This window comes from Streptomyces sp. H27-H1 (genome assembly GCF_026627445.1).
GTDB lineage: Bacteria > Actinomycetota > Actinomycetes > Streptomycetales > Streptomycetaceae > Streptomyces.
Map to the genome: position 1 here is coordinate 30501 of NZ_JAPNLJ010000004.1, position 15766 is coordinate 46266.

Sequence of the window (15766 nt, forward strand, 5' to 3'; positions counted from 1 at the left end):
CACCATCCGCACGGCCGGGGTGTCAACGCCGGCGGGGGATCCGACCTGGATCGGCCAGGAATGCGGGGCGGCCTTCTGGGTATGGCTGGGATGTTCTCCGGGATGTTCTCCGGGCCACGCGCACGGGGGCGCTCCCGACGGTCCCGCAGGCCGGGGCCGAAGGCTCCGGGCGCGTGGTGATCGGCGCGGCCCCCCGCAACACCTCTCGCGCGCGCGGCCCGAATGCAGGCACGTCTGTACGAATGGCGGGCCCGCGCAGGAGAATTTCCATTGCCGGAGATGCGCGGACACCGCGCGGACCGACACAGTGGGAGCCGTCCACGGGTCCTGCCCGATCCTCACGCATGAAGGAGTGCCTGCCGGTGAACACCGAAAACCTCACCACCGCCATATCCGCCCCGAAACGGCGTCCGCCCCTGGCCCACCTGCCGGCTCAGGCCGGACCCGACGAACGGCCCCTCACCAGCGAGCCGTCGCTCGCCGACGCCGCGCACTCGCCGTTGACCAGTGAGCCCCCGCTCGCCTGCGAGGCCCCGCTGACCAGCGAGCCGACCACCCATGCCGCGGCCGCCGCCGCCGGTGACTAGACGACAAGGAACCTGATGGACGACCTCGCCCGGCTCGCGGCCCTGTACGCAGTGGCCACCACCTACCAGCCCGCCGAGGACGTCACCCTGCGGGTTCCGGAGACCACCATCGCCGCCGTGTTGCGGCAGCTGGGGGTGGACACGCACACCCCGGAGTCCGTACGGTCCGAGCTCGCCGCCGCCGAACACGAAGCGGCGCACCGGCTGTTGCCGCGCGTGCTGGTGTGGTGGGCCGGGTCGAGGCCGCCCGCGGAGCTGTGCGCGCTGCCGCCGGGGACCCGGACCCTGCTGGAGGCGGAGCGGGACGGCCCGGTGGGGGCGGCCGGGGCGGCGGGCCGGCCGGTGGCGCCGGAGCAGCCGGCCCCGCAGGGCCCGGCGGCGCCCTGGAGTGCCTCCGGCGCCGGGGAGCCGCCGCTCGGTGTGCACCGGATCCACGCCGAGGCCCCCGACGGCCGCACCGCCACCGCCACCCTGATCGTGGCCCCCGACCGGGCCCCGGCGGCGCCGGAGCGCACCCACGGGATCCTGGTCCAGCTGTACTCCCTGCTCTCCGAGCGCTCCTGGGGCATGGGGGACCTGGCCGACCTCGCGGAGCTGGCGCGCTGGGCGGGCCGCGTCCACGGGGCCGGCTTCGTCCAGGTCAACCCGCTGCACGCGGCCGTTCCCGGCACCCCGACCGACCCCTCCCCGTACCGGCCGTCCTCGCGCCGCTTCCCCGACCCGGTGCACCTGCGGATCGAGGACGTCCCCGAGTACGCCGCCTGCCCCGACCGGGACGCCCTCGCGGAACTGGCCGGCCGGGGAGCGGAGTTGCGGCGCGAGGTGCTGGAGAAGGGCGCACTGATCGACCGGGACGCCGTCTGGTCCCTCAAGCGGGCCGCCCTGGAGCTGCTGTACGCCGTCCCGCGCACGCCCGAACGGGAAGCGGCCTACCGGAACTTCCGCGCCGAGCAGGGCCCGGAGCTGGACCGGCACGCCCTGTGGTGCGCCGCGCACGCCGGGCAGGACCCCGAAGCGGGGGCCGATTTCCACCGCTGGCTGGTCTGGCTGACGGACGCCCAGCTCGCCGCCGCCCAGTGCGCCGCCAAGGAGGCCGGGATGGCGGTCGGCATCGTGCACGACCTGGCTGTCGGGGTGCACCCGGAGGGCTCGGACGCCTCCGGATCCCCCCACTACGCCCGGGCCGTCTCCGTCGGCGCCCCGCCGGACGCCTTCAACGCGCGCGGCCAGGACTGGGGACTGCCGCCCTGGCGGCCCGACCGGCTGGCGCAGGACGGGTACGAACCGCTGCGGGCCCTGCTGCGGGGGGTGTTCCGGTACGCCGGCGCCCTGCGCATCGACCACGTCATGGGACTCTTCCGGCTCTGGTGGATCCCGGAAGGGGCCCCGCCAGCCGAAGGCGCGTACGTCTCGTACGACGGGGAGGCGATGCTCGCCCTGCTGGTCCTGGAGGCCCACCGGGCGGGGGCCCTGGTCATCGGCGAGGACCTCGGCACCGTGCAGCCGGGGGTCCGTCAGGCACTGGCCCGGCGCGGGGTGCTGGGCACCTCGGTGCTGTGGTTCGAGCGGGACTGGGGCGGCGACGGCGAGCCGCTGGAGCCGGAGCGCTGGCGCGCCGACTGCCTGGCCACGGTCACCACCCACGATCTGCCGCCCACGGCCGCCAAACTGGCCGGCTCCCACGTGGAACTGCGCGACCGGCTGGGCCTGCTGACCCGCCCGGTGGAGCGGGAGCGTGCCGAGGACGCGGCCGACACCGCCCGGTGGATGGACGTACTGGAGGACCTCGGGCTCGACACCAAGGGCGAGGAGGCCGCCGTACGGGCCCTGTACGGGTTCCTGCTGCGCACCCCGGCCCGGCTCGTGGGGGTCTGGCTGCCCGACGCGCTGGGGGACCGGCGGCCGCAGAACCTGCCCGGCACCTGGGACCAGTACCCCAATTGGCGGCTCCCGGTCGCCGACGCGGAGGGCCGGCCGCTGACCCTGGAGGCACTGTCCGCCTCACCGCGGGCGAACACCCTGCTGGGGGCGGTGCGGGGGGCGCTGGGAACCCGTACGGCACCCCCGGGCGCGCGCGGCGTTTAGGTGTTCGCTACGTTTGCACCGTGGACAAGAAGAACGCTCTGCGCGCCGGCGCCGTCACGGCCGGAACGACGCTGATGATGCTGCTGATGACGTCTCCCGCCCTCGCGGTCACCCGTGACGACGGCGACGACCCGGGTCCGGGCCTGAGCGTCGCCGAGACGCTCGGCCTCTACGTGGCCACGCCGATCGTGCTGTTCCTGATCATCGCCGGTCTGGTGATGGTCGGCGACAAGTCGCGCAAGCCGCAGAACGAGAGCTGACCCCTCCCGGGGTCTCCTCGCTCGAATCGATACGTCCGGGGCGCCGGGGGTCCATGAGGACCCTCGGCGTTTCGTCGTACCCGGATCCGGACTCGTACCGGGGTTCGGGCGCGGTCATGGACCCGTACCGGGATCCGTCGCCCCGGCCCGCCCCGGCCCGGCTACGGGGCCCCCGCGAGGACCTTGCGCAGCAGCCCGGTGACCGCCGCGATCTCCGCCTCGTCCAGCCCGGTCAGCGCCTCGCGCTGGACCGCCAGGCCCGCCTCGACGGCCTCGTCGATGAGCGCGAGACCGCGGTCGGTGATCGTCACCTGAAGCCCCCGCCGGTCGTGCGGATCGGGCTTGCGGCAGAGCAGTTCCGCCTTCTCCAGCTTGTCCAGCCGTCCCGTCATCCCGCCCGTGGTGAGCATCAGCGTGGCCGAGAGCTGGCGGGGTGAGAGCGTGTACGGGGTTCCGCTCCGGCGCAGGGTGGCGACGACGTCGAACTCCCCGCGCGTGATCCCGTAGCGCGCGTAGGCCCGTTCCATTCCGTCACCCATGGCTCTGGAGATCCGGAAGATCCGCCCGAAGACGGCCATGGGCGTGGTGTCCAGGTCGGGTCGTACCGCGAACCACTGGTCGGTGATCGCGTCGACGGGGTCCTTGGCGGGCGCGGCCCCGGCCCCGGGTGTGGTCACGGGCTTGGTCGCGGGCTCCTGCGCGGGCGTGGGCTCGGTCATGGGCGCAGTATCCGGCTTCCGCTTGTTCCTCCGCAAGAAAGTTGCTTGCTGGAAAGTAGCTTAGTGCTAAGCTACTCCCAAGTGAGCCACTCTTTCCTGCCGGAGGAGCACCGCCGTGAAGCGCACAGGCGCCATCGCACTGACCGCCCTCGCCCCCATATCCTGGGGCTCCACGTACGCCGTGGCCTCCGAGCTGCTGCCGCCCGACCGGCCGCTGTTCACCGGCGTCATGCGGGCCCTGCCCGCCGGACTGCTGCTCACCGCCCTGGCGCGGAAGCTGCCCACCGGGCGGTGGTGGTGGAAGGCGGCCGTCCTGGGCGGACTCAACATCGGCGCCTTCTTCCCCCTCCTTTTCCTCTCCGCCTACCGCCTGCCCGGCGGGGTCGCGGCCGTACTGGGCGCGGCGGGACCGCTGTTCGTCATCGGACTGGCCGCCCTGCTGCTGGGGGAGCGGGCGCGGCCGCGGACGGTGCTGGTCGCCATCGCGGGGGCCCTCGGCGTGAGCATGGTGGTGCTGACCTCCGAGGCGCGGCTCGACCTGGTCGGGATCGCCGCCGGTGTGGTTTCCTCGGTCTCCATGGGCGCCGGCACCGTGATGACCAAGCGCTGGGGGCGCCCGGAGGGGGCCGGACCGCTGGCGATGGCCGGCTGGCAGCTCACCGCCGGGGGGCTGATGATCATCCCGCTGGCCGCGCTCGTCGAAGGGGCCCCGCCGGCGCTCGACGGCAAGGCCTGCCTCGGCTACGGCTACATGATGCTGATCAACACCGGCCTGGCGTACTGGCTCTGGGTGCGCGGCATCGGACAGCTCACCGCCACCTCGGTCACCCTGCTCGGCGTGCTCTCGCCGCTCACCGCCGCCGTCATCGGCTGGGCGGCGCTGGGCCAGGCGCTGTCATCGGTGCAGGTGCTGGGCATGGGGGTCGCCCTCGGCGCCACCATCACGGGGCAGGTGGTGGCCGGATCCACGCGACCGTTCGTTTCTGCTAAAGAAATCGATCGAAATGATTCGATGGACCTGATGGGTGAGTCGGTGCGACGGTAGTCGGACGAACAAAGACGACACCGACGTACCGGTAGCGCGGTACACCGAGAGCCCCAGGAGGAGACACACAGTGGCCGTCACGGACCGCGTCCGCACCGTCCCGCAGGAAGCACTGCCCGGCAAGGCGAAGAAGGGGGCCGCCGGGCTCGGCGTACTTCTCGCCCTGCTCGCGACGGTCGTCTGGTCCGGCAGCTTCGTCGCCACCCGCGGCATGGCGGACAGCATCCCGCCCGTGCAGGCCGTCTTCTGGCGCTGGGTGATCGCCACCGTGGCCGTCGCCCCCTTCGCCGTCCGGCAGGCCTGGCAGCAGCGCGACCTGATCCGCGAGCACCTCGGCTACATCGCCCTGGCCACCCTCTTCGGCGTCACCCTCTACAACACCCTCGTGCACCAGGCCGGACTGACCACCTCCGCCTCCAACATGGGCATGATCATGGCGGCCTCGCCGGTCATCATGGCCCTGTACGCCCGGCTCGGCGGCGCCCGGCTCGGCGCCCGGCGCACCTTCGGCCTCGCCCTCGCGGCCCTCGGCGTGCTCCTCCTGGTCGGCAAGGGCTCGATCCGCTTCGACTTCGCCGCCGGCGACCTGTGGATGTTCGGCGCCGCCCTGTCCTTCGCCACGTACAGCGCGCTCCTCAAGCGCAAGCCCGCCGAACTGGGCGGCCTCGCCTTCCTGCTCACCACCTTCGTCCTCGGCGCGCTGATGCTCGCCCCCGCCTACGCCGTGTCCGTCAGCGTCCAGGGCGGCTTCCAGGTCACCCCCTCCACCGCCGGAATGCTCCTGTACGTCGGCGTCTTCTCCTCCGCCGTCGCCTTCTTCGCCTGGAACAAGGCGGTCGCGATCATCGGCGCCGCCCGCGCCGGAGTCGTCTACTACCTCCAGCCGGTCTGCGTCGCGGGACTCGGCCTGCTGCTCCTCGGCGAGACGACCGGCCCGACGCAGCTGCTCTGCATGGCGCTGATCCTGGGCGGCGTGGGTCTGGGTGCCCGGCGGTAAGTTCGGTCCCATGATCGAGTGGGACATCAAGAAGCTGCGGATCCTGCGGACCCTCGCCGAACAGGGGACCGTGACCGCGACGGCCGAGGCGCTGCACATGACGCCCTCGGCCGTTTCGCAGCAGCTGACCAACCTGGCCAGGATGCTGGGGGTCCCGCTGCTGGAGGCCCAGGGCCGCCGGGTCCGGCTCACCGACGCCGCACACCTCGTACTGCGGCACGCGGAGGCCGTGTTCGCGCAGCTGGAGCGGGCCGACGCGGAACTGACCGGATACCTCGCGGGGGAGGCGGGGGAGGTGCGGATCGGGGCCTTCTCCACCGCCGTACCGGTCCTCGTGGTCCCCGCGGTCGCCGCCCTGAGGCGCTCGCACCCCGCAGTGGAGGTCCGCGTACGGGAGACCGAGGCGGCCGAGTCCTACGAGCTGCTGTCCGCCGGGGTCGTCGACCTGGCGCTCTCCCTCGCGGCCCACGCCCCGACCGCCCGCGATCCCCGCTTCACCCGCAGGACCCTGCTGGAGGACCCCCTCGACGTGGCCCTGCCCCCGGACCACCCGCTGGCCGGCGCCGAAGAGCTGCGGCTCGCGGACCTGTCCGGGGACCCGTGGATCTACGGAGGCAGCGGACCCTGGTCGGAGATCACCCGCAACGCCTGCGAGGCGGCGGGCTTCGTACCGGAACAGGCGCATGCGGCGTCCGGCTGGACCGCGATCCTGGCGATGGTGGAGGCCGGGATGGGCGTCGCCCTGGTTCCGCGGATGGTGTCGAGCCGGGCCTCGGGGGTGTCGGTCCGGGTCCTGACCCACGACCGGCCCACGCGGCACGTCATCGCGGCGGTACGCCGCGGCGCCGAATCGGCGCCCGCGGTGGCGCACGTCCTGGAGGCCATGCGGGCGGTGGCGGCGGCGCGCTGAGCGCTGCCTGCCGCGGGAGGGCCGCCGCGCGGAGCCGTCCCCTGCACACCCGACCCCTGCCCACCCGTCCCCGGACTCTGCCCGGACCCGGCCCCGACACGCCGGACGGGCTGGAAATCCAGCCTCGCCGGCGGGTCAGGCACGGGGGCCGGGGCGGAGCCCCGGGAACCCGGGAGCCGTCAGGCCCCAGCGTCGGCCGCGTCGGCCGCCTGGGCCTTCAGGGTGCGCTCGACGCCCGCACGGGACTCCGAGACCAGGCGGCGCAGGGCCGCGTTCGGCTCGGCCGAGGCCAGCCAGGCGTCCGTCGCCGCGAGAGTCTCCTCGGAGACCTGGAGGGACGGGTAGAGCCCCACCGCGATCTGCTGCGCGATCTCGTGGCTCCGGGTCCCCCAGACCTCCTTGACCGCCGCGAAGTACTTCGCCGTGTACGGGGCGAGGAGCTCGCGCTGGTCGATCTGGACGAAGCCGCCGATCATCGCCTCCTGTACCGCGTTCGGGAGCGAGTCGCCCTCGACGACCGAGGCCCACGCCTCGGCCTTGGCCTCCGCCGTCGGACGCGCCGCCCGGGCGGCCGCCGCGTGCCGCTCGCCCGCCGCCGTCTTGTCCCGCTCCAGCTCGGCCGCGATGGCCGGCTCGCCGGCGACACCGGTGGCGACCAGGCGCTCCAGGAACGCCCACCGCAGCTCGGTGTCCACCGCCAGGCCCTTGAGCTCCGCCGAGCCGTCCAGCAGCGCCGACAGGTAGGTCAGCTGCCCCTCGGTGCGGGCCGTCGCCGCGAAGGCACGGGCCCAGGCCAGCTGGTGGTCGCTGCCCGGCTCGGCCGCACGCAGGTGCTCCAGGGCGGCCTCCGTCCAGGTGGCCAGGCCCTGGTCCCGCCACGCCGGGTCGGCGTACAGGTCCACGGCCAGCTTCACCTGGCGGTGCAGCGACTGGACGACGCCGATGTCCGACTCCTTGCCGATGCCCGACAGGACGAGGGCGAGGTAGTCGCGGGTGGCCAGTTGGCCGTCGCGGGTCATGTCCCAGGCCGAGGCCCAGCACAGTGCGCGCGGCAGCGACTCGGTGAAGTCGCCGATGTGCGCGGTGACCGTCCTCAGCGACTCCTCGTCGAGGCGGACCTTCGCGTACGAGAGGTCGTCGTCGTTCAGCAGGAACACCGCGGGCCGGGGAGCGCCCTGGGGGAACGGCACCTCGGTGCGCTCGCCGTCGATGTCCAGCTCGATCCTGCTGGTCCGGACGAGACGGCCGTCCTGGAGGTCGTAGCAGCCGATCGCGATCCGGTGCGGGCGCAGTGTCGGCTCGCCCTTGGCGCCGGCGGGCAGCTCGGGAGCTTCCTGCAGGACCGCCAGCGACACGACGTTCCCGTCGGCGTCGAGCTCTACCTCCGGGCGCAGGATGTTGATGCCCGCGGTCTCCAGCCACGCCTTCGACCAGGCGGTCAGATCGCGGCCGGAGGTCTCCTCCAGGGCGCCCAGCAGGTCCGACAGGCGGGTGTTCCCGAAGGCGTGCGCCTTGAAGTACGCCTGCACGCCCTTGAAGAAGGCGTCCATGCCCACGTACGCGACGAGCTGCTTGAGCACCGAGGCGCCCTTGGCGTACGTGATGCCGTCGAAGTTGACCAGGACGTCGTCCAGGTCACCGATGTCGGCCATGATCGGGTGCGTGGACGGCAGCTGGTCCTGCCGGTACGCCCAGGTCTTCATGGAGTTGGCGAAGGTGGTCCACGCGTGCGGCCACTTCGAGCCCTCCGCGTACGCCTGGCAGGCGACGGACGTGTAGGTGGCGAACGACTCGTTCAGCCACAGGTCGTTCCACCACTCCATGGTGACGAGGTCGCCGAACCACATGTGCGCGAGCTCGTGCAGGATCGTCTCGGCGCGCACCTCGTACGCCGCGTCCGTCACCTTCGAGCGGAAGACGTACTGGTCGCGGATGGTGACCGCGCCCGCGTTCTCCATCGCGCCCGCGTTGAACTCCGGCACGAAGAGCTGGTCGTACTTCGCGAAGGGGTAGTCGTACGCGAACTTCTCCTGGAACCAGTCGAAGCCCTGACGGGTGACGTCGAAGATCGCGTCGGCGTCGAGGAACTCGGCCAGCGAGGGCCGGCAGTAGATGCCGAGCGGGACGGACTGCCCGTCCTTGCCCTCGTAGGAGCTGTGCACCGCGTGGTACGGGCCGACGATCAGGGCCGTGATGTACGTGGAGATGCGCGGGGTGGGCTCGAAGCGCCACACGTTGTCGGCCGGAGCGGCCGGCGTCGGGGAGTTCGAGATGACGGTCCAGCCCTCGGGGGCCGTCACGGTGAACCGGAACGTCGCCTTCAGGTCGGGCTGCTCGAAGCTCGCGAAGACGCGGCGAGCGTCCGGGACCTCGAACTGCGTGTACAGATAAGCCTGCTCGTCGACCGGGTCGACGAAGCGGTGCAGCCCCTCACCGGTGTTGGTGTAGGCGCAGTCGGCGACGACGCGGAGCTCGTTGGCCCCGGCGGCGAGGTGCGCGAGCGCGATCCGGGAATCCCGGAAGACGGCGGCCACGTCCAGGGCCCTGCCGTTGAGGACGACCTCGTGCACGGCCGGAGCGACCAGGTCGATGAAGGTCTCGGCGCCGGCCTCGGCGGACTGGAAGCGCACGGTGGTCACGGAGGGGTACGTGCCGCCCTCCTGCGCGCCGCTGAGATCGAGCTCGATCTCGTACGAGTCCACGCTGAGCAGCTTTGCGCGCTGCTGAGCCTCTTCACGGGTCAGATTCGTGCCTGGCACGCGTTCATCTCCTTCGATGGTGACGGTGCCCGCCATCCTTCCACGCGGGCAGGGTCACCGGGTCGGAGTAATCCACGGGCGAACGCGACGTCCGATTTCCGCCAGCTCCGGCGCCCGCGGCCGAGCACCCTGGACCCCATGACCCCGCACACCGTGCTCCCCATCGCCCCGGCCGCCCTCGCCTCCCTGCGCACGCTCGATGACGCCGGGCGGGCCTGCCTGCCCTACGAGGACCCCGAGGGCGGCGCCCCGCTCCGCTGCTGCCTGCGCCGCAGCGCCCCCGGCGAACGGATCGCCCTCGTCGCGTACGCGCCACTGCGACGCTGGGCCGCCGAGACGGGCGCCGACCCCGGGGCCTACGACGAGCAGGGCCCCGTGTTCATCCACGCCGCCGACTGCGGCGGCCCGGCAGCGGCGGCCGGACACCCCTTCGCCCACTCCGGCGCCCTGCGCACGGCCCGCCGCTACGACAAGGCCGGCCACATCCTCGGCGGCCGGGTCCTGGCCCTCGGCGAGGACCCGGACACGGATGTCGAGCGGGCGCTCGCGGAGGCCTTCGCGGACCCGCTGACCGCCCTCGTCCACGTCCGCGCGGCCGAGTTCGGCTGCTACCTCTTCGAGGTCCGCCGGGGCTGAGCCCTTCCCGCGGATCGCCGAAGGGGCGGCGCCGTGACGGCGCCGCCCCTTGGTGTCGTGCGTGCGAGCGGGATCAGCCGCGCAGCTCCTGCGCGACCAGCTCCGCGATCTGGACCGCGTTCAGCGCGGCGCCCTTGCGGAGGTTGTCGTTCGAGAGGAACAGCGCGAGACCGTTCTCGGTCGTCTCGTCGACGCGGATGCGGCCCACGTACGAGGCGTCCTTGCCTGCGGCCTGCAGCGGGGTCGGGATCTCCGAGAGCTCGACGCCCGGAGCGTCCCTCAGCAGCTCGTAGGCGCGCTCGACGCTCAGCGGACGGGAGAAGCGGACGTTGACCTGCAGGGAGTGGCCGGAGAAGACCGGTACGCGCACGCAGGTGCCCGAGACCTTGAGCTCCGGGATCTCCAGGATCTTGCGGGACTCGTTGCGGAGCTTCTGCTCCTCGTCGGTCTCGAAGGAGCCGTCGTCGACCAGGTTGCCCGCGAGCGGGACCACGTTGTAGGCGATCGGCCGCTGGTAGACCTGCGGCTCCGGGAACTGCACCGCGTCGCCGCTGAAGGTCAGCTGGTCGGCGGCCTCGGAGACCGCGCAGGCCTGGGCCTTGAGCTCGGCGACGCCCGCCAGTCCCGAGCCGGACACGGCCTGGTAGGTGGTGGCGATCAGCGCGGTCAGACCGGCCTCGTCGTGCAGGGGGCGCAGCACGGGCATCGCGGCCATCGTGGTGCAGTTCGGGTTCGCGATGATCCCCTTGGGGCGGTTCTTGATCGCGTGCGGGTTCACCTCGGAGACGACGAGGGGGACCTCGGGGTCGCGGCGCCAGGCGGAGGAGTTGTCGATCACGACGGCGCCCTGCGAGGCGACCTTCTCGGCGAGGGCCTTGGACGTGGCGCCTCCCGCGGAGAAGAGCACGATGTCCAGGCCGGAGTAGTCGGCCGTGGAGGCGTCCTCGATGGTGATCGTCCGCCCCTCCCACTCAAGGGTCGAGCCCGCGGAACGGGCCGAGGCGAACAGCCGCAGCTCGTCCACCGGGAACTTCCGCTCGGCCAGGATGCCGCGCATGACTCCGCCGACCTGTCCGGTGGCTCCGACGATTCCGACCCTCACGGTGACTCCTCTTGTTGCGTACGACGCGGGCGCGCGTGGAGCCATCATGCGTTCGACCCCACGAGCATTGTCCAATCCATTGTCCGCAGTACGGACGATCTGCCGCGCGGCACGGGCCCGCGGACCGGTCAGTCGCTGATCCGAAGGCTCCACTTGCCACGGGCGCGGACGGTGACGAGGCCGGGCGGGACGGCGTAGACCCCGGGCTCCGCGCACAGCCGCTCGCCGGGGATCAGGTACTCGTCGAGGGCGAATAGCGGAGTGAGGGAAGCCTTCCCCTTGTCGAGCCGGACTTCCACCTTGGCCCAGGCCCCGCGTACCAGCACCACCGCCGGGTGTTGGCCCCTCTTTCGATGATCGATATACCGGCATCCTGTCATCGGGCCGAGCCGGTGGAGAAGGGCGGGGCAGCGCGAAGGGGCCGGCGCCCTTCCCGGGCGCCGGCCCCTCCATCATGCGGTCACGCGGTCACTCCGTTACGGGAGTTACGGGAGGACCTTCTCGATCTGCACGCTGCCGGTGCCGGCGGCGGTGCCGCGGGCGTTGAGCAGCTTGACCTCGCCGAAGAACTGGCGGCCTTCCGGAGCGGCGCTGCTGACCAGCACGTTCGCGGAGACGGTCGCCGAGGCGCCGTTGGCGAGGTTGACCTTCGCGGCCTCGTCGACCTGGACGGTGCCCAGGGCGGCCGAGTAGTAGACGTCGCGGTAGTCGTAGGTGGTGGAGCCGGACGGGATCGCGTAGCCGAACACCTCGATGGTGTAGGTGCCCGCGGCCGGGTTGATCAGGCTCACGGCCTCCTCGGAGTCGCCGTCGGCGGAGGAGCCGACCTTGACGCCGTCCTTGTACACGTCCAGGTCGAGGTCGGCGGCCGCGTCGGAGACCTTGCCGATCGCGATGTCGAGGCGGGAGACGCCCTCGCCGATCGTGACCTCGCTGGTGTGGGTCTCACCGGGGGCGATGGTCGGCTTGGCGACCTTCGCGGAGCCGAGCGGGCCGCCCTGGAGCTTGCCACCGGAGATGGCGGCTCCGTCGTTCTTGACGGTCCACTGGACCGGCGCCGGGGTGCCCTGCTTGACCTCGGGCAGGACCTTGACCGCGGGGTCGAAGGCCGCGCCGAGCACGGAGACGTCCAGCTTGAACGGGTTGTCGAGCAGCGGCGACGTACGGCGCGACTCGACCTCGATCTCCCAGACGCCCGGCTGCGGGTTCTCGTACGAGCGCAGGTCGGGGCGGCACTTGTTCGCCGGGTTGTCGTAGTTCGGGTAGCACTGGGTCGTCGCGCTGTCCTCGACGCCCACACCGTACGGGTGGAGCGAGATGAAGCGCGTCTGGCTGCCCGCCGCGAGTCCGCCGAGGGCGACCTCGAGGGTCTTGGCGCCCGCCGGGACGGTCACGAAGTACGACTTGTGGCTGTTGCGCTGCACGGACGAGGTGCCCGAGTAGCTGAACGAGGGCTTCGCCAGCGGGGCCGAGACGACGACCGTGGAGAGGATCTGCTTGTCGATGCCCTCGGTGGTGGGGTCGTCGAGCTGCAGGATGCCGCTGTGGACACCGGCGGTCTTGGCCGTGGCCTCGACCTTGATGGTGACCGGCTTGTTCAGCGGCAGGGTGACGTAGTCGTAGCCGCCGATGACCTTGAAGGTCCCGTCGTTGTTGCGCCAGCTGAGCTCGTGCGGGGTGCCGTACTTGACGCCCGTGGTGCGGGTGACGACGACGTCGTAGACCTTCTTCTGGCCGACCTTCAGGCCGCCCTCGCGGTCGTAGACGCCGGTGCCGAAGCCCGGGGTCTTCAGGAACTGGTCGATCGCGGTGTCGACCGGGGCCTTGACGGTGAACTCGTTGGCCTTCGCGCCGCGCTGGATGGACTCCCACGCGCCGGGGATGTTGATGAGGCCCGCGCCCTGGGCGTGCGCCGGGACGTCGTCGATCTTCTTCGCGCTGCTGGTGAGCGCGATGCGCAGGGTCGCCGGGGTGAGGGCGATGCCCTGCTGCTTGGCGGCCGAGATCAGCAGGGCGCTGGCGCCCGCCGCCTGCGGCGAGGACATCGAGGTGCCCTGCAGCATGCCGTAACCGGCCGGCAGGGTGTAGCCGGCCTCCTTCACCGGTGCGCCGGGCAGCCAGGTCTGGATGGTGTTGATCGACGCGCCGGGGGCGGTGATCGTGGGCGTGAATCCGCCGTCCTCACGCGGACCGCGCGAGGAGAAGGGGAACATGTTGTACTTCTTGGTCACGCCGGAGCCGTAGTTGGCCGCCCAGGTCTCCTTGGAGACCGCCGCACCCACGGAGACGACCTTGTCCGCGAGACCGGGGTCGCCGATGGTGTTGATGCCGGGGCCCTCGTTGCCCGCCGAGATGACGAGCTGGACACCGTAGGTGTCGATGAGGTTCTTGTAGAGCTCGGAGCGCGCGTTGTTGCCGTCGTTCAGGGCCGGCAGGCCGCCGATCGACATGTTGACGATGTCCACGCCGCGGTTGACGACGAGGTCGATCATGCCCTCGGTCAGCGCGATGTTGGTGCAGCCCCCGGACCAGGAGCAGGCGCGCGAGGAGACGACCTTGGCGCCGGGCGCCTCGCCGTTCATCGCGCCGCCGAACAGGCCGTTGGCGGCGGTGATGCCCGCGACGTGCGTGCCGTGCTCGGACTCGATGATGCCGACGTTGACGAAGTCGGCCTTCTTGCCGATCCAGTCACCGCCCAGCGGGTCCATCGGGACGTCCTTGCGGATCTCGATCACGAACGGGATGCGCTCGGCGACCTCGGTCGCCGGGTTGTCCGTGCCGAAGTAGCCGATCTGGTAGCCGTCCTTGTACGGCTTCATCGGCTCGTTGTTCGTGAAGTCGTTGTCCTGGTCGGTGTCGACGCGGACGGTGCCGGCGACCGGGTCGTAGAGGAGGCCGAACCGGTCGGTGGTGTCCCCGTCCCGGTTGACGTCGCCCTTCATGTCACCGTTGGCGGTGATCGACTCGGTGAAACGGCTCCACTGGAACGAGCCCTCCGGAGCCTTCCAGCTACCGCCGCCCGCGGTGAAGGTGCCGCCCGCGACCGGGGTGATCTGCGCCCGCCAGGTGGCGTCGCCGTCGGCGAGCGGGTCGGTCGCGGTGACCCAGTCGACGATCTTGCGCTCGCCGGTGGTGGTCTTCTGGAGCGCCGGGTGGCCGAGGTCGACGCCCGAGTCCAGAACGCCGATGGTCACGCCGCGGCCGTCGGCCTTGGGGTTGTTCTTGATGAAGTCCAGCGCACCGGTCTCGAAGGACGGGTTGTACGGGTTCTTCGCCGGGGTGTTCTTGTTCGGGCCCGGGTAGGTCTCGGCGGCGGTCCGCTTCACCGTCCCGCTCTCGCGGTCCGCGTCCGGACGGGGGTCCGGAAGCTGGATCTCGTGCCGCAGGTCGATGCCGTGCACGGAGGACAGCTTGGCGGCGGCCTTCAGCGCGGCCTCCGCCTTGTCGGTCGGCAGGGTGGCGCGTACGTAGCCGAGCTTGTCGTACGTCTGGCCCACCGAGGCGCCCTGGACGTCGTCGAGCTGCTTGGCCACCTGCTGGGTCTCGCCGGGGGCCGTCGCGAGCATGACGGTGACGGTCTTCTCGCCCTTGGTCTTGGCTTCCTGGAGCAGTTCGACGTCGGCCGAACCGATCTTCTGGTCGGCCGACTTCACCGCGGGGTTGGGCGTGGGGGTATCGGCCGCGGTCGCGGCGAAGACCGGTATGGCGCCGGTGGCCGCGAGGGCGGCCACCAGGCCGGCCGCGGCCGCGACGCGGGCAGCGCGTCGGGTCGCGGATATGGAGCTGGGGGAGTCGAGGGTCATCAGCATCCCTGGCTAAGTGAAAGGTACGGTCCGGATTTCGGTGCCGGATGACCGGTCAGCCTCGCGTAAGTGACAGCTCTTTGGGGATAGTTGTCACGGACCGATACCTACGGTGGCGGACTCCCGCCAGCTCGGGACATACGCCAGAAGGCCCGTACCGGAGTGAACCGGTACGAACCTTCGGGTCAGAAGATGGATTTGTAGATTTCCCGACCGCGTGTCAGGGGTGGGGCGGGCCTCGGTCTCAGATCGGGTGTGACAACTTCAGGGCGTTCAGCGCTCGCGCGTGCGCGCGTAGTGGCGGGAGGCTTTCGCCCGGTTTCCGCAGGCGGACATCGAGCACCAGCGCCGGGTGCCGTTGCGCGAGGTGTCGTGGAAGCGCAGTACGCAGGTCTCGGAGGCGCACTTGCGGATCCGGTCGGGCCCCGAGCCGAGCAGCTCCAGGTAGTCGCGGGCGGCCGTCCAGGCCGGTCCCCAGGTGGGGTCGTCGAACTCGGTCCGCTCGCCGGGCCCTTCGGCGGTCAGGGTGGCCCGGATTCGCCCGTGCTCCAGGACGGCGTCGACCAGGGTGCGCGCACTGTCGTCGGCCGGGTCCGCGACCGCACGGGCCAGCGCCTCGCGGGCGGTGAGCAGGTGGACCAGGGTCGAGGCGTCGGCGCGGAAGCGGCCGGCCAGCCCGGTGCTCTCCAGCCAGAGCGCGAGCCCTTCGACGCGGGTGAGCCCGAAGGCCCCCGCGAACAGGTCGAGGCGCTCGCCCTCCTGGATCCAGCGGGTGTTCAGCAGGTCCAGGGCGACCGGCTCCCCGGTCAGGGGCCGTGGGTCCGCCGCCGTCATGTCCGCCGTCGTCATGTCCGCCTCCTCGC

13 protein-coding genes are annotated in these 15766 nt (G+C 71.9%); 7 read left to right on the forward strand and 6 right to left on the reverse strand.

Annotated elements, in window-relative coordinates; translation table 11 throughout:
• Positions 1-344: 344 nt before the first annotated feature.
• The 3 genes from OTB20_RS04995 to OTB20_RS05005 are packed head-to-tail and all read left to right on the forward strand — an operon-like array spanning position 345 to position 2932.
• Positions 345-587, forward strand: coding sequence for a hypothetical protein (locus OTB20_RS04995; protein WP_267815391.1), 243 nt, complete (start codon positions 345-347; stop codon positions 585-587).
• 15 nt (positions 588-602) lie between these two features.
• On the forward strand, positions 603-2672 hold the full coding sequence (locus tag OTB20_RS05000; protein WP_267815392.1) for a 4-alpha-glucanotransferase: 2070 nt from the start codon (positions 603-605) through the stop codon (positions 2670-2672).
• A 20-nt stretch (positions 2673-2692) separates the two neighbouring features.
• Complete coding sequence (locus tag OTB20_RS05005) at positions 2693-2932, forward strand: hypothetical protein (RefSeq protein WP_267753717.1); 240 nt, start codon at positions 2693-2695, stop codon at positions 2930-2932.
• A gap of 161 nt (positions 2933-3093) precedes the next feature.
• On the opposite strand, the gene OTB20_RS05010 is transcribed toward OTB20_RS05005, so the two are convergent.
• Positions 3094-3651, reverse strand: coding sequence for a MarR family winged helix-turn-helix transcriptional regulator (locus tag OTB20_RS05010; protein WP_267815393.1), 558 nt, complete (start codon positions 3649-3651; stop codon positions 3094-3096).
• Positions 3652-3766: 115 nt separating this feature from the next.
• Here OTB20_RS05010 and OTB20_RS05015 point away from each other — a divergent pair, with 115 nt between their 5' ends.
• The 3 genes from OTB20_RS05015 to OTB20_RS05025 all read left to right on the forward strand — a co-directional run bounded on the left by OTB20_RS05015 (position 3767) and on the right by OTB20_RS05025 (position 6603).
• On the forward strand, positions 3767-4696 hold the full coding sequence (locus OTB20_RS05015) for an EamA family transporter (protein WP_267815394.1): 930 nt from the start codon (positions 3767-3769) through the stop codon (positions 4694-4696).
• Between the two features lie 70 nt (positions 4697-4766).
• Complete coding sequence (locus OTB20_RS05020; protein WP_267815395.1) at positions 4767-5693, forward strand: DMT family transporter; 927 nt, start codon at positions 4767-4769, stop codon at positions 5691-5693.
• 10 nt (positions 5694-5703) lie between these two features.
• Positions 5704-6603: a LysR family transcriptional regulator gene (locus tag OTB20_RS05025; RefSeq protein ID WP_267753722.1), complete on the forward strand. Its 900-nt coding sequence runs from the start codon at positions 5704-5706 to the stop codon at positions 6601-6603.
• A gap of 179 nt (positions 6604-6782) precedes the next feature.
• On the opposite strand, the gene pepN is transcribed toward OTB20_RS05025, so the two are convergent.
• Complete coding sequence (pepN, locus tag OTB20_RS05030) at positions 6783-9362, reverse strand: aminopeptidase N (protein ID WP_267815396.1); 2580 nt, start codon at positions 9360-9362, stop codon at positions 6783-6785.
• A 138-nt stretch (positions 9363-9500) separates the two neighbouring features.
• On the opposite strand from pepN, the gene OTB20_RS05035 reads away from it, so the two are divergent.
• Complete coding sequence (locus OTB20_RS05035) at positions 9501-9998, forward strand: DUF1203 domain-containing protein (RefSeq protein WP_267815397.1); 498 nt, start codon at positions 9501-9503, stop codon at positions 9996-9998.
• A gap of 73 nt (positions 9999-10071) precedes the next feature.
• Here the strand turns inward: OTB20_RS05035 and OTB20_RS05040 are convergent, their stop codons facing one another.
• The 4 genes from OTB20_RS05040 to OTB20_RS05055 all read right to left on the reverse strand — a co-directional run bounded on the left by OTB20_RS05040 (position 10072) and on the right by OTB20_RS05055 (position 15737).
• Positions 10072-11100 carry an aspartate-semialdehyde dehydrogenase gene (locus tag OTB20_RS05040; RefSeq protein WP_267753727.1) on the reverse strand — a complete coding sequence of 343 codons (1029 nt, stop codon included), beginning with the start codon at positions 11098-11100 and terminating at the stop codon, positions 10072-10074.
• A 128-nt stretch (positions 11101-11228) separates the two neighbouring features.
• On the reverse strand, positions 11229-11429 hold the full coding sequence (locus OTB20_RS05045; protein WP_267815398.1) for a hypothetical protein: 201 nt from the start codon (positions 11427-11429) through the stop codon (positions 11229-11231).
• A 156-nt stretch (positions 11430-11585) separates the two neighbouring features.
• Positions 11586-14903 carry a S8 family serine peptidase gene (locus OTB20_RS05050; RefSeq protein ID WP_267815399.1) on the reverse strand — a complete coding sequence of 1106 codons (3318 nt, stop codon included), beginning with the start codon at positions 14901-14903 and terminating at the stop codon, positions 11586-11588.
• Positions 14904-15176: 273 nt separating this feature from the next.
• On the reverse strand, positions 15177-15737 hold the full coding sequence (locus tag OTB20_RS05055; RefSeq protein ID WP_267753768.1) for a CGNR zinc finger domain-containing protein: 561 nt from the start codon (positions 15735-15737) through the stop codon (positions 15177-15179).
• Positions 15738-15766: the final 29 nt, after the last annotated feature.